Here is a 13934-nt window from a genome sequence, read left to right on the forward strand (position 1 = left end):
ATGGCGAAAGAGAATAAGTGGTTATTGCGCCTGGCTCCCTGGCTGTTGCCAGCGCTGATAGTCGCGGTCTGGCAACTCGCCTCGACCTTCGGCTGGCTCTCCAGCCGTATCTTTCCGTCGCCGGAAGGGGTGGTAGAAGCGTTCTGGACGCTGAGCGCCAGCGGTGAGCTGTGGCAGCATCTGGCGATCAGCGCCTGGCGTGCGGCGATTGGTTTTTCTATCGGCGGCAGCATTGGCCTGACGCTTGGGCTGATTAGCGGTCTCTCGCGCTGGGGAGAGCGCCTGCTGGATACCTCGATTCAGATGCTGCGCAACGTGCCGCATCTGGCGCTGATCCCGCTGGTGATCTTATGGTTTGGTATTGATGAGACGGCGAAGATTTTTCTCGTCGCGCTCGGGACGCTGTTTCCGATCTATATCAACACCTGGCACGGGATCCGTAATATCGACCGCGGACTGGTGGAGATGGCGCGCAGCTATGGCCTCTCCGGCTTTGCGCTATTCGCCCATGTGATCCTGCCCGGCGCCCTGCCGTCGATTATGGTTGGCGTGCGCTTTGCGCTCGGCCTGATGTGGCTGACGCTGATTGTCGCCGAAACCATCTCGGCAAATGCCGGTATCGGTTATCTGGCGATGAACGCGCGCGAGTTTCTGCAAACCGATGTGGTGGTGGTGGCCATCATTCTCTACGCCCTGCTCGGCAAGCTGGCCGATATCAGCGCACTGGCGCTGGAGCGTCTGTGGCTGCGCTGGCACCCCGCATACCATACGAAGGAGGCAACAGCATGAATACTGCCCGACTGAATCAAGGCATCCCGCTGCTGTTAAATGGCGTCACCAAACGTTATGGCGCCAACACGGTGTTAAATGGGCTCGATCTGCATATTGCCGCCGGGCAGTTTATCGCAGTGGTGGGCCGCAGCGGCGGCGGGAAAAGCACGCTGCTGCGTCTGTTAGCGGGGCTGGAGACGCCTAACAGCGGTGAGCTGCTGGCAGGCACCACGCCCCTTGCCAGCATTCAACATGATACGCGCATGATGTTTCAGGACTCACGTCTGCTGCCGTGGAAATCGGTAATTGATAATGTCGGCCTCGGGCTGAAAGGCCGCTGGCGAGAGGCAGCAGAAAACGCGTTACGCTCGGTGGGGCTGGAGCAGCGCGCGGCAGAGTGGCCAGCGGCGCTCTCCGGCGGACAAAAACAGCGTGTTGCGCTGGCACGTGCGCTGGTGCATAAACCGGGTTTGCTGCTGCTTGATGAACCGTTAGGCGCGCTGGATGCCCTCACCCGGCTGGAGATGCAGGCGCTGATCACGCAGTTGTGGCAGGAGCAGGGATTTACGGTGGTGTTAGTGACGCACGATGTCAGTGAAGCGGTAGCGATGGCAGACCGCGTGTTGCTGATTGAGGAGGGGAAAATTGGCCTCGATGTGAGTGTCGATTTGCCGCGCCCGCGCCGCCTCGGATCGGTCAGGCTGGCCGAGCTCGAAGAGCAGGTGTTGAACCGCGTGATGCAGCGCGGCGAGTCTGAAAACAGCGTTGTGCCCCGAACCCGCCACGCGTGATGTTAGTAACGAATAATACCAGCCCGTAGACCCGATAAGCGCAGCGACATCGGGCATTATTGCCGGATGGCGGCTTTCGCCTTATCCGGCCTACAATTAAACCCATGCACGCTTTCCGTAGGCCCGATAAGCGCAGCGCCATCGGGCATCGCTGCCGGATGGCGGCTTTCGCCTTATCCGGCCTACAATCGAACCCATGCACGCTTTCCGTAGGCCCGATAAGCGCAGCGCCATCGGGCATCGCTGCCGGATGGCGGCTGACGCCTTATCCGGCCTACAACACGCGCAGGTCGGATAAGGTGCTCCACACGATTACGCCAGCGCTTTGCTGACTTTCTCGTAGAGATCGCCAGAGAGATTCGGCAACGCTTTCAGCTGTTCCAGCGCTTTACGCATCAACGCCTGACGACCTTCATCGTAACGCTTGAAGCGGATCAGCGGCTCAATCAGACGCGACGCAACCTGCGGGTTACGGCTGTTAAGCTCCGTCAGCATTTCGACCAGGAAGCGGTACCCGCTACCATCTTCAGCATGGAACGCCGCCGGGTTGCTGCTGGCAAACGCGCCAATCAACGAGCGGATACGGTTCGGGTTGCTGAGGGTGAAAGAGCGGTGTTGCAGCAAGCCGCGCACCGTTTCCAGCGCATTCGCCGCCGGGCTGGTGGCCTGCAGAATAAACCACTTATCCATCACCAGACCGTCCTGATGCCACTTGTCATCATACTCCTGCATCAGCAGATCGCGGCCAGGCAACTGGGCGGCAACCGCCGCCGCGAGCGCGGCCAGCGCATCGGTCATATTATCCGCCTCGTGATACTGCTGGCTGACCAGTTTATCTGCCAGTTGCGCATCGCCAAAGGCGAGATAACGCAGGCAGGTATTGCGCAGGGAGCGCTTGCCAATATCCTCATGCTCCACGCGGTAGCTGTCGAGTTTATGAGCGTTGTAGACCGCGAGGAATTCGTCAGCCAGTTCGGTGGCCAGCGTGCGGGTCAGTGCTTCACGGACGGCAGCGATAGCCACCGGATCGATGATGTCGAACAACTCGGCAATCTCATTGACCGACGGCAGGGTCAGGATCTCGGCGGCGAGTGCCGGATCGATCTGCTCATCGAGCAGGATCGCACGGAACGCATCGGCAACATGCAGCGGCAGCGAGAGCGCCAGCCCCTGCTGATGACGCGCAACGTTCAGTTTGATATGCGTCGCCAGCAGGCTTTGCGCCGCATCCCAGCGCGCGAAGTCGTTCTTCGCATGGCGCATCAGGAACGTCAGCTGCTGATCGCTCCATTTATACTCCAGCTTCACCGGTGCCGAGAAGTCACGCAGCAGCGACGGAACCGGCTGGAAGTAGACGTTATCAAACACAAAGGTTTGCTCCGTCTGCGTCACGTTCAGCACGTTGTGTACCGGGTGGCCCTCTTTCTGCAGCGGGATCACCTTCCCTTCGTTATCGTAAAGTTCGATATCGAACGGAATATGCAGCGGCAGCTTCTCCTGCTGCTCAGCCGTTGGCGGGGTGCGCTGGCTAATGGTCAGTGTGTACTGCTCAGTGTTCGGGTTGTAATCATCCTGCACCGAGACAATCGGCGTGCCGGCCTGGCTATACCAGCGGCGGAAATGGGAGAGGTCGATATTGGACGCATCTTCCATCGCCTGCACAAAATCATCGCAGGTCGCCGCGCTACCGTCATGGCGCTCGAAATAGAGCTGCATCCCTTTCTGGAAGTTCTCCTCCCCCAGCAGGGTGTGCAGCATACGGATCACTTCCGCCCCTTTTTCGTACACCGTCAGGGTGTAGAAGTTATTCATCTCAATAACTTTTTCAGGGCGAATCGGGTGCGCCATCGGGCTGGCGTCTTCGGCGAACTGCATGCCGCGCATGGTGCGCACATTATTGATGCGGTTAACGGCGCGGGAGCCGAGATCGGAGCTGAACTCCTGATCGCGGAACACTGTCAGCCCCTCTTTCAGGCTCAGCTGGAACCAGTCGCGGCAGGTGACGCGGTTGCCGGTCCAGTTATGGAAATATTCATGTCCAATCACGCGCTCGATATCGAGATAATCTTTATCGGTCGCGGTATCGGTGCGGGCGAGAACATATTTGGAGTTGAAGATGTTCAACCCTTTGTTCTCCATCGCGCCCATATTGAAGAAGTCGACGGCGACGATCATATAGATGTCGAGATCGTACTCCAGACCGAAACGCTGCTCGTCCCACTTCATTGAGTTTTTCAGCGAGGTCATCGCCCACGGCGCGCGATCGAGGTTCCCGCGATCAACATAGAGCTCCAGCGCCACTTCACGACCGGAACGGGTAGTAAAGGTATCGCGCAGCACGTCAAAATCACCGGCCACCAGCGCAAAGAGGTAGCAGGGCTTCGGGAATGGATCCTGCCACTGCACCCAGTGACGGCCATTGTCCAGCTCGCCCTGATCGACACGGTTACCGTTGGAGAGCAGGAACGGGTAGCGGGTTTTATCGGCAATCAGTTTGGTGGTAAAGCGCGCCAGCACGTCCGGGCGATCGAGATACCAGGTGATATGACGGAACCCTTCCGCTTCACACTGGGTACAGAGCGCTTCACCGGATTGATAGAGCCCTTCGAGCGCGGTATTCGCCGCCGGGCTGATCTCGTTAACGATGCGTAAGGTAAAACGGTCCGGCAGACCGTCGATCACCAGCTGACCGCCCTCTTCTTTATAGTTCGTCCAGGGTTGGTCATTAATATGCAGGGAGATTAAGGTCAGATCGCCGCCATCCAGGCGCAGCGGCGCAGCAGAGGCGCTTTGGCGTGACACGTTGCTCAGCGCAGTGACGACGGTTTTCGCGGCGTCAAGGTCGAAGGTCAAGTCAATATCACTAATCAGGTAGTCTGGCGCACGGTAGTCGTGGCGGTATTTGGCTTGTGGCTGTTGTGTCATAAAAAACCTTTAGCATCTTCTGTTGGTTACGGTTCCAGTCTATTCCGGTTGCTACAAACGCGCCACGCAGAATGTTTATCTTTTCAGAGGGAAAAGCTCTGTCTGCTACATTTTTATAACAGTGGGCACGAAAAGCCATCGACCCTTTTTCGACGATATGGTGTGATGGGGTTCACTAAATGAGTAAACAAGGTATACTCCAGCGACTTACTTGCTTTGTTTAATCTACTAAACGCTCCTGTAAGAGGATGCTACTGCGCGCCATGACTCAACTCGCTTTTTCTGGTCTGCAAACGCTGCTGGATACCGATGCCTACAAACTGCACATGCAGCAAGCGGTGTTCCATCACTACTATGATGTGCATGTCTCGGCGGAATTTCGCTGTCGCGGCGACGATCTGCTGGGCATTTACGCCGACGCGATCCGCGAGCAGGTCGATGCGATGCGCCATCTGCGCTTGCAGGATGACGAATTCCTCTGGCTCTCCGGCCTGCCCTTCTTCAAGCCCGACTACCTCGCCTGGCTGCGTAACTTCCGTTACGATCCGCAGCAGGTCACCATCAGCAACGATAATGGCAAGCTCTCGATTCGCCTCTCCGGCCCGTGGCGCGAGGTGATTATGTGGGAAGTGCCGCTGCTGGCGCTGATTAGCGAAGTGGTGCACCGCTGCCGCTCGCCTGAAGCGGGCGTCCAGCAGGCCCTGCTGCATCTGGAGAGTAAACTGGCAGATTTCGCTGCGCGCACCGCGTCGCTGGATATGTCCGGTTTCCGGCTGATGGACTTTGGTACCCGCCGTCGCTTCTCTGCCGACGTCCAGCAAGCAATTGTTGAGCGGCTTAAACAGGAGCCGTGGTTCGTTGGTACCAGCAATTACGATCTCGCCCGTCGACTGTCGCTGACGCCGATGGGTACGCAGGCCCATGAGTGGTTCCAGGCGCATCAGCAGATTAGCCCCGATCTGGCGACCAGCCAGCGTGCCGCGCTGGCTGCCTGGCTTGCTGAGTACCCGGATAAACTGGGTATCGCCCTGACGGACTGCATCACCATGGATGCCTTCCTGCGCGATTTCGGCCCGGAGTTCGCGACCCGCTATCAGGGGCTGCGCCATGATTCTGGCGATCCCGCTGAGTGGGGCGAGAAAGCAATCGCCCATTATGAAAAGCTCGGTATCGATCCGCTGTCGAAAACGCTGGTCTTCTCCGATAACCTCGATCTCAATAAGGCGCTGGATCTCTACCGCCATTTCGCTTCGCGTATCCAGCTTGGCTTCGGCATCGGTACGCGCCTCACCTGCGATATTCCGGGCGTTAAGCCGCTCAATATCGTGATTAAGCTGGTGGAGTGTAACGGTAAGCCGGTGGCGAAATTATCCGATAGCCCCGGCAAAACGATTTGCCATGACAAAGCGTTTGTCCGCGCGCTACGCGAGGCCTTCGACCTGCCGCAGGTGAGAAAGGCGAGTTAATCATCAGGGAGCCAGTCGGCTCCCTTTTTTCATGACAAATTATTAATGCTGCCTACGAATTCTGCTTGTCTGATGGCGCTCGCCAGGTAACATAGGTGATCCCGCCCATTTCGGGTGGACAAGTGTTTATTTTTTCCGACTATTAATAGAGAGAATATTATGAGCGTTGTGCCTGTAGCCGACGTATTCCATGGTCGCGTTGCCGTTGACAGTGAAGTGACGGTTCGCGGATGGGTGCGCACCCGCCGAGATTCTAAAGCTGGTATCTCCTTCCTCGCCGTTTATGACGGCTCCTGCTTTAATCCTGTACAGGCCGTTATTAATAATTCTCTGCCCAATTACAATGATGACGTTTTGCATCTGACCACCGGTTGCTCGGTTGTGGTTACCGGCAAAGTGGTGGCCTCGCCGGGCGAAGGTCAGAGCCTGGAGATCCAGGCAACATCCGTGGAAGTGACCGGCTGGGTTGAAGATCCGGACACCTACCCGATGGCGGCAAAACGTCACAGCATCGAATACCTGCGTGAAGTGGCACACCTGCGCCCGCGCACCAACCTGATCGGCGCCGTCGCGCGCGTTCGTCATACGCTGGCGCAAGCGCTGCACCGCTTCTTCGACGAGCAGGGCTTCTTCTGGGTCTCTTCTCCGCTGATCACCGCCTCCGATACGGAAGGTGCTGGCGAAATGTTCCGCGTCTCGACGCTGGATATGGAAAACCTGCCGCGTAACGCCGAAGGCAAAGTTGATTACGACAAAGACTTCTTTGGCAAAGAGGCGTTCCTGACGGTTTCCGGTCAGCTGAACGCAGAGACCTATGCCTGCGCGCTCTCAAAGGTTTATACCTTTGGCCCGACTTTCCGCGCTGAAAACTCTAACACCAGCCGCCACCTGGCTGAGTTCTGGATGCTGGAGCCGGAGATCGCCTTCGCGAACCTCGACGATAACGCCCGTCTGGCAGAAGCGATGCTGAAATATGCCTTTAAAGCGGTGCTGGAAGAGCGTCTGGACGATCTGCAGTTCTTCGCCGAGCGCGTCGATAAAGATGCTATCGGTCGTCTGGAGCGCTTTATCGCGGCTGACTTCGCGCAGGTCGATTACACCGATGCGGTGGCGATCCTTGAGAAGTGCGGTGAGAAGTTCGAAAACCCGGTCTACTGGGGAGTCGATCTCGCCTCCGAACACGAGCGCTATCTGGCTGAGAAGCACTTCAAAGCGCCGGTTGTCGTTAAAAACTACCCGAAAGAGATTAAAGCGTTCTATATGCGCCTTAATGATGACGGTAAAACCGTGGCGGCGATGGACGTGCTGGCACCGGGCATCGGCGAAATCATCGGCGGCTCGCAGCGTGAAGAGCGTCTCGACGTGCTGGACGCACGCATGGCTGAAATGGGGCTCAATAAAGAGGACTACTGGTGGTATCGCGATCTGCGCCGCTACGGCACCGTACCGCATGCCGGTTTTGGTCTCGGCTTTGAGCGTTTGATCGCCTATGTTACCGGCGTGCAGAACGTTCGCGATGTGATCCCGTTCCCGCGTACGCCGCGCAACGCAACCTTCTGATTGCGTCCATGTCAAACAAGGCCAGCATAATTGCTGGCCTTTTTATTATCTGCTGTCAACTTTTGTTAACGCGGTCACACTTTATCCCGCCTGATAAATCGCCGTTTATACATTTCTTTGCGTTTTTTTACGCCTGAATTGCTTCGCAACAAAAATCACGGACGTGAATATTTCAAAGTGTTTCATTCGAATGATTAGCACATTTGGTCAAAATTAGCACAGCTATCTGGACGTCTAAACACAAATATAAGAAAAAGCCTTATCTGCCGCTTTTGTGCATAAGGTATGCCTTTATCTCAATTAAACATAAGTAATTCATATAAATAGCAATGGCGAAGCTGTTTTTTTACGCGGCAGCTGCGGAATTTAGAGATGGTTCACAAAGTTCCGTCAAATTCACAAAATATTACACAATATTTCTTCTTGTTACTTCTTTAAGACATTTGTAGCACTTTCAGGCTAGCGAAACGCTTACTTGTTTGGAAAGATGCCTCTCAGACACAGAAAGACACCAAACTCTCATCTGTAGTTCCGTAAATTTTTTTTGACGGATTTACACGGCGGCAGTGGCAGGTGTCCAAAAAAAACCAATGAGGGTAATAAATAATGATGAAGCGCAATATCCTGGCAGTGGTTATCCCTGCCCTGCTCGTAGCGGGCGCAGCTAACGCTGCTGAGATCTATAACAAAGATGGCAACAAAGTTGATCTGTACGGTAAAGCTGTAGGCCGTCATGTTTTCACTACCACTGGTGATAACAGCTCCAACGGCGATGCCAGCTACGCTCAGCTTGGTTTCAAAGGCGAAACGCAAATCAATAGCGATCTCACTGGCTACGGTCAATGGGAATACCGTGTCAGCGCAGCTCGTGCTGAAGGTGAGCAGCAGAATGGCAACACTCGTCTGGCATTTGCTGGCCTGAAAGTTGCTAATGCAGGCTCCCTGGATTATGGCCGTAACTACGGCGTTGTGTATGACGTTGAGTCTTACACCGATATGGCCCCATACTTCTCGGGCGAAACCTGGGGTGGCGCATACACCGATAACTTCCTGACCAGCCGTGCTGGTAGCGTCCTGACTTATCGTAATTCCGATTTCTTTGGTCTGGTTGATGGCCTCGCTCTGGCTGTTCAGTATCAGGCTAAAAACGAAGATAACCACAGCCTCATCGCACAGAACGGCGACGGCGTAGGTTACTCTTTAGCCTATGACTTTGCAGAAGGTTTCGGCGTTTCTGCTTCTTATGCAAATTCAGACCGCACTACCGCTCAGGAAGCTGATGGTAACGGTAAAAATGCAGAAGTTTGGGCTGTTGGCGCGAAATACGACGCTAACAATATCTACCTGGCAACTGTTTATTCGGAAACCCGTAACCTGAGCATCGTACAGAGCAGCCTCGTCGGGACTGAGTTCGCTAACAAAACCACCAACTTCGAAGCTATCGCTCAATACCAGTTCGATTTCGGTCTGCGTCCGAGCCTGTCCTATGTACAGAGCAAAGGCAAGGGTCTGAACGGCGGGGAAAGCAGTGCGGATCTGGCTAAATACATCGAAGCTGGCGTAACGTACTACTTCAACAAGAACATGAACGTGTTCCTGGATTACCGTTTCAACCTGCTTGATACCAACGAATACTCCAGCAGCTACGTGGGTACCGACGATCAGGCAGCTGTAGGTCTGACCTACCAGTTCTAATCAGTCACCCTCGACTGTTATAGGCATTTAAAACAGGGCTTCGGCCCTGTTTTTTTATGCCTGCGGCAAAAAGCGCGACGACTTTTGAAAAGCGTCGCGCTTTTTATTGCAAACGGTTGGCAATTCCCCTGCCAGCCGTTAACCTGATAACGGAATTCCCTTCTGTCATCAAAATGGAACCTCGTCATGTTTGAGAATATTACCGCTGCCCCTGCCGACCCTATTCTGGGCCTGGCCGATCTGTTTCGCGCCGATGAACGCCCGCACAAAATTAACTTAGGCATCGGTGTCTATAAAGATGAAACCGGTAAGACGCCGGTGCTGACCAGCGTGAAGAAAGCAGAGCTCTATCTGCTGGAAAACGAAGCCACCAAAAACTACCTCGGCATCGACGGCATTCCAGAATTTGGCCGCTGCACCCAGGAGTTACTCTTCGGCAAAGGCAGCGCCATTATCAATGACAAACGCGCACGGACGGCACAAACCCCAGGCGGCACCGGCGGTCTGCGCGTTGCCGCAGAGTTCCTCGCCAAAAATACCAGCGTAAAACGCGTCTGGGTCAGCAACCCGAGCTGGCCGAACCATAAAGGCGTGTTTAACTCTGCTGGCCTGGAAGTGTGTGAATACGCTTACTACGATGCACAGAACCATACCCTCGATTTTGAAGGGCTGTTGGCCAGCCTCGAGCAGGCGCAGGCGGGTGACGTGGTGCTGTTCCACGGCTGCTGCCACAACCCGACCGGTATCGATCCGACGCTGGAGCAGTGGGAGACGCTGGCGAAGCGCTCTGTAGAGAAAGGATGGCTGCCGCTGTTCGACTTCGCCTATCAGGGCTTCGCTCGCGGTCTGGAAGAGGATGCTGAGGGGCTGCGTGCCTTCGCTGCGCTGCATAAAGAGCTGCTGGTCGCCAGTTCCTACTCGAAAAACTTCGGCCTCTACAACGAGCGTGTAGGTGCCTGTACGCTGGTCTGCGCCGATGCAGATACTGCCGATCGCGCATTCAGCCAGATGAAATCAGTGATACGCGCGAACTACTCCAACCCGCCGGCCCACGGCGCGTCAGTGGTTGCAACTATCCTCAGCAACACTGCCCTGCGTGCGATCTGGGAGCAGGAGCTGACCGATATGCGCCAGCGCATTCAGCGTATGCGTCTGCTGTTTGTGAATACGCTGCAGGAGAAAGGCGCAAACCGCGACTTTAGCTTTATCACCCGCCAGAATGGCATGTTCTCATTCAGCGGCCTGACTAAAGAGCAGGTGCTGCGCCTGCGTGAAGAGTTCGGCATCTATGCCGTGGCTTCCGGGCGTATCAACGTCGCCGGCATGACGCCGGACAATATGGCACCGCTGTGCGAGGCGATTGTCGCCGTCCTGTAAGCAAGACGCAGGAAGTAAAAAGGGTCGCTTACGCGACCCTTTTTTGTTTACCACACCGGTTGTTCATCCTGCAGGAACGGGTTGTGCAACCGCTCATTCCCCAATGTCGAGAGTGGCCCGTGACCCGGAATAAAGGTCACGTCATCACCAAGCGGCAACAGCTTATGCTTGATGGAGTGAATCAGTTGCGCGTGATCCCCTTTCGGGAAATCGCTGCGTCCTACGCCGCCTTTAAAGACCACGTCGCCGGAGATCAGCAAACGTGACTGCGCGTCAAAAAAGACGATATGCCCCGGTGTATGTCCCGGACAGTGCAGCACCTGCAGGCTGATATTGCCTACGGCTACGCTGTCGCCTTCATTTAACCAACGATCGGGCGTCAGCGGCTGGCAATCTTCGAGGCCAAACATGCGGCTCTGCGCCGGTAATCCCTGTAGCCAGAACTCATCTTCTTTTTCCGGGCCAATAATTGGCACACCATAATGCTGCGCCAGTTCCGCCGCCGCACCAACATGATCGAGATGACCATGCGTGAGCAGGATTTGCGTCACCGTCACACCACACGCATCCACTTCCTGAATAATGCGCTCTGCGTCTCCGCCGGGATCGACCACGGCAGCGACTTGCGTCTGTTCACACCAGATTAGCGAACAATTCTGGGAGAACGCGGTAACCGGAATAATACGATAGTTCATACTGCTCCTGTAGCTCAGACTGAGTTTTACCAGTGCCTTACCGGCCCGGTGTCAATATGCACAAAATTGCTTTTGGGGTAGTATCCTACACCACCCGCGCGCAGAGATAACGCAGCTTTGCGAATATTACTCAGGGAAATCCCTTCAATATGGAAATCCATTGCCTGGCCTTTGGTGTGATAGCTTTTTTTCGCCACACCGCGGCTATGAGCACGCAGCTCATTATTGGTATCAACAGAGCGATAACCGGAGATGAGTTGGACAGGTTTATTCGTGCCTAACAGGCCTTGCAGGCGGAACAGGTGATCAAATAGCTGAGGATCCATGTGCGTAATTTTATTTGCGCGGTAATCACGGAAGAAATGGTTGAGTTTTGCTAATTCATCCTGAATATAGCCTCTACCATCAAAGAACTCAGCTTTAATAGACTCCCCGGTATTAAGATTATTCAATCTCAAAATACGCGGGCGCGGCGTGGAGAGCGTCGCAAAAGCGGGGGTGGGCAGAAGAGCAACACCGAGTGTAGCTCCACCCAACGCCAGCAATTTGCGGCGATTAGCGTCAAATTTATCCATGATAATCAGATCTACAGAAAAAGTGCATTGAACGATTTTTATGCACTGCTTTAGCGCACGAGAGGCACCTTACCGGGCATCAAACGCCGCGTCAAGGCGGCCTCTCCCCAGCAATCCCGGGCTCTGTAGCCTGAACTACCCGGGAATTGCCTGTCACTATGACAACGGAAAATCGCAAACTGCTTCATTTACCTGATTAATTTTTCAGCTTTCGCCAGAACAAGCGCACCGGTGCGCGCCGTCAGATCATAATTGTAAATATCTGTGCGGTATTGCGTGCGTCCATCCGCGCCAACAAACGCGGTCAAATAGTAAAGATTGACCGGAATATCGTGGCGAATATTCACGTAACGCGTATCGCCCTGCTTTAACGCATCCGAAATACGCGTATCGCTCCAGCCCGCATCCTGCAATAGCATATTGGCAAGCTCAGAGGATTTATTCACCCTCACGCAGCCAGAGCTAAGCGCTCGGCCCTGTTTCTGGAACAGAGCGTGGTTCGGCGTGTCATGCAGGTAAATCGCGTCAGAACTCGGCATATTGAACTTATAACGCCCAAGCGAGTTAGTTACGCCAGGCGCCTGCTGGAAACGGAAAGGCAAGTTGGATGGCGTAATCGTCGCCCAGTCGACCATAGTCGGATCGATCGGCTCTTTGCTGTTCCAGCCGCGCAGCACGGTGTAACCGTGGCGCTCAAGGTAGGTGGGATCGTTCCACAGCTTCGGCAGGATATCTTTGCGCGCCAGCGTCGGCGGCACATTCCACGGTGGGTTAACCACAACGTTGTTAAGCGCGCTGCTCATCATCGGCGTTTTGCGGTCCGGGCGACCGACGATCACTCTCGACGACAGCACTTCATTGCCGTTGAGGTAGTAGACCAGCGAATACTCCGGAATATTGACCATAATACCGGTCGAGAGCGTAGAGGGCAGCAGGCGCAGACGCTGAATATTAAGCGCCAGCAGACCGGCGCGCTGCGCAGGCGTGACGTTCAGCCAGTCGCGCGTGCTTTTACCGATCACGCCATCAGCATGCAAACCCTGCCAGGCCTGAAAGCGTTTTACCGCTTCAACCAGCGTGCGGTCATAGGCCTCACGCGCGGCGGGCTTTTTCTTAGGTGCAGGCTCTGCTGACGGGCTGACCGCGGCATTGCCATCCGGCAGCGCAATCTCCGCGCCGCTCTCCAGCATGCCGTTGCGCTGCAGGATCTCACGCAGTGCCGGAACGTCATTGCTCCACTGTCCCGGGCGCAATGACGCTGTACCGGTCATCTCCGGCCATGGGCGCGAATCCGCCACCAGCGTCAGCAAGGATTGATGCATCGCCGCATATTGCGGGTGATGCGGTGCCAGAGTGGCAACAAATGCCGGCAGGGAGCCGTTATCAAGCGCAGATTGCCACTGGTTGATCACCGAAATAGCGGGCGTCGCGAGCGTATAAGGTTTATCGCTATAGAGCCAGCGCTGGCCCTTCGCCTGGATACCAGCCACAAATTGCAGGTAACCCATCATCGCGTCAGAGAGGACGACATCCCGCGCCATGCCGGTCACATCCGGGTTGGTCAGCAGTTCGACCCAGGTGGTAAATTGCGGCTGAAAGCCGCCAATCGCCACTTCCGCCAGCTGCTGCTGGAAAGCCTGAACCGCTTCGCGGTTCTCCCACATCGGCTTCTGGCCGCGTGCAGCATAGAGCGCCGCGAGCTGATCCATATAGACCGGCGTCCAGTTTGCCGGCAGCTGAGATTGCAGCTGTGACCGCACATCGGCAACCGAGACACCGTTCGGATAGGGTTTCACACCAATCATCATCGCCGTGGCCGGAGATTGCTCCAGCGGCTGCGGTAATAGGGTGGGTTGATCGCCCGGCGTCGCCGAGGTATCAACCGGTACAACTTCAGGCTCATCGGCCTGCGCATTAAACAGCGGAGCGAATGCGAATGCCAGGCACAAACTCAACGCCGACATTCGACGACCATACGACTTCAAAAGCAACATCCCTGCCCCCTGTTCTCACCTTGCATGTGACTAAATGTCACCTTTTTCTCAGTATATAAAGACAAAAAAACATTTGTCTGCCCTA

10 protein-coding genes are annotated in these 13934 nt (G+C 55.4%); 6 read left to right on the forward strand and 4 right to left on the reverse strand.

The genetic code is table 11. The features are described 5' to 3' along the window. Both ssuC and ssuB read left to right on the forward strand, forming a co-directional pair. Complete coding sequence (ssuC, locus tag IAE48_RS07660; RefSeq protein WP_042716665.1) at positions 1–789, forward strand: aliphatic sulfonate ABC transporter permease SsuC; 789 nt, start codon at positions 1–3, stop codon at positions 787–789. Further along, the gene (ssuB, locus tag IAE48_RS07665) at positions 786–1562 is read left to right on the forward strand and encodes an aliphatic sulfonates ABC transporter ATP-binding protein (RefSeq protein WP_200133977.1); all 777 of its coding nucleotides are present in this window, start codon (positions 786–788) and stop codon (positions 1560–1562) included. Before ssuC ends, ssuB begins: the two co-directional genes overlap by 4 nt. Before the next feature lie 312 nt (positions 1563–1874). On the opposite strand, the gene pepN is transcribed toward ssuB, so the two are convergent. Continuing rightward, positions 1875–4487: an aminopeptidase N gene (gene pepN, locus IAE48_RS07670; protein ID WP_200133978.1), complete on the reverse strand. Its 2613-nt coding sequence runs from the start codon at positions 4485–4487 to the stop codon at positions 1875–1877. A 263-nt stretch (positions 4488–4750) separates the two neighbouring features. Between pepN and pncB the strand changes: the two genes are divergently transcribed. The 4 genes from pncB to IAE48_RS07690 all read left to right on the forward strand — a co-directional run bounded on the left by pncB (position 4751) and on the right by IAE48_RS07690 (position 10585). Further along, entirely contained in the window at positions 4751–5953 is a 1203-nt protein-coding gene (gene pncB / locus IAE48_RS07675; protein WP_094420327.1) for a nicotinate phosphoribosyltransferase, read from the forward strand. Between the two features lie 159 nt (positions 5954–6112). Next, positions 6113–7513 (forward strand): asparagine--tRNA ligase, encoded by a 1401-nt coding sequence (gene asnS / locus IAE48_RS07680; protein WP_023481622.1) that lies wholly within the window; start codon positions 6113–6115, stop codon positions 7511–7513. Between the two features lie 606 nt (positions 7514–8119). Beyond that, complete coding sequence (locus tag IAE48_RS07685) at positions 8120–9208, forward strand: porin (protein ID WP_124968848.1); 1089 nt, start codon at positions 8120–8122, stop codon at positions 9206–9208. A 186-nt stretch (positions 9209–9394) separates the two neighbouring features. Next, a complete protein-coding gene (locus IAE48_RS07690; RefSeq protein WP_200133979.1) occupies positions 9395–10585 on the forward strand; it encodes an amino acid aminotransferase in 1191 nt (396 codons plus the stop codon). Positions 10586–10632: 47 nt separating this feature from the next. Here the strand turns inward: IAE48_RS07690 and IAE48_RS07695 are convergent, their stop codons facing one another. The 3 genes from IAE48_RS07695 to ldtD form a co-directional block, all read right to left on the reverse strand. Then, entirely contained in the window at positions 10633–11280 is a 648-nt protein-coding gene (locus IAE48_RS07695) for an MBL fold metallo-hydrolase (RefSeq protein WP_023481588.1), read from the reverse strand. A gap of 26 nt (positions 11281–11306) precedes the next feature. Further along, positions 11307–11855, reverse strand: coding sequence for a YcbK family protein (locus IAE48_RS07700; RefSeq protein WP_054803098.1), 549 nt, complete (start codon positions 11853–11855; stop codon positions 11307–11309). 188 nt (positions 11856–12043) lie between these two features. After that, positions 12044–13849 (reverse strand): L,D-transpeptidase, encoded by a 1806-nt coding sequence (gene ldtD / locus IAE48_RS07705; protein WP_200133980.1) that lies wholly within the window; start codon positions 13847–13849, stop codon positions 12044–12046. Positions 13850–13934: the final 85 nt, after the last annotated feature.

The organism is Kosakonia sp. S57 (genome assembly GCF_016516575.1).
Classification (GTDB): domain Bacteria; phylum Pseudomonadota; class Gammaproteobacteria; order Enterobacterales; family Enterobacteriaceae; genus Kosakonia; species Kosakonia cowanii.

What these genes read in the sequence shown, in the direction of transcription:
- IAE48_RS07700 (WP_054803098.1), bottom strand. Translation starts at nt 11,855, where the DNA reads ATGGATAAATTTGACGCTAATCGCCGCAAATTGCTGGCGTTGGGTGGA.
- ssuC (WP_042716665.1), top strand. Translation starts at nt 1, where the DNA reads ATGGCGAAAGAGAATAAGTGGTTATTGCGCCTGGCTCCCTGGCTGTTG.
- ssuB (WP_200133977.1), top strand. Translation starts at nt 786, where the DNA reads ATGAATACTGCCCGACTGAATCAAGGCATCCCGCTGCTGTTAAATGGC.
- ldtD (WP_200133980.1), bottom strand. Translation starts at nt 13,849, where the DNA reads ATGTTGCTTTTGAAGTCGTATGGTCGTCGAATGTCGGCGTTGAGTTTG.
- IAE48_RS07685 (WP_124968848.1), top strand. Translation starts at nt 8,120, where the DNA reads ATGATGAAGCGCAATATCCTGGCAGTGGTTATCCCTGCCCTGCTCGTA.
- pncB (WP_094420327.1), top strand. Translation starts at nt 4,751, where the DNA reads ATGACTCAACTCGCTTTTTCTGGTCTGCAAACGCTGCTGGATACCGAT.
- asnS (WP_023481622.1), top strand. Translation starts at nt 6,113, where the DNA reads ATGAGCGTTGTGCCTGTAGCCGACGTATTCCATGGTCGCGTTGCCGTT.
- pepN (WP_200133978.1), bottom strand. Translation starts at nt 4,487, where the DNA reads ATGACACAACAGCCACAAGCCAAATACCGCCACGACTACCGTGCGCCA.
- IAE48_RS07695 (WP_023481588.1), bottom strand. Translation starts at nt 11,280, where the DNA reads ATGAACTATCGTATTATTCCGGTTACCGCGTTCTCCCAGAATTGTTCG.
- IAE48_RS07690 (WP_200133979.1), top strand. Translation starts at nt 9,395, where the DNA reads ATGTTTGAGAATATTACCGCTGCCCCTGCCGACCCTATTCTGGGCCTG.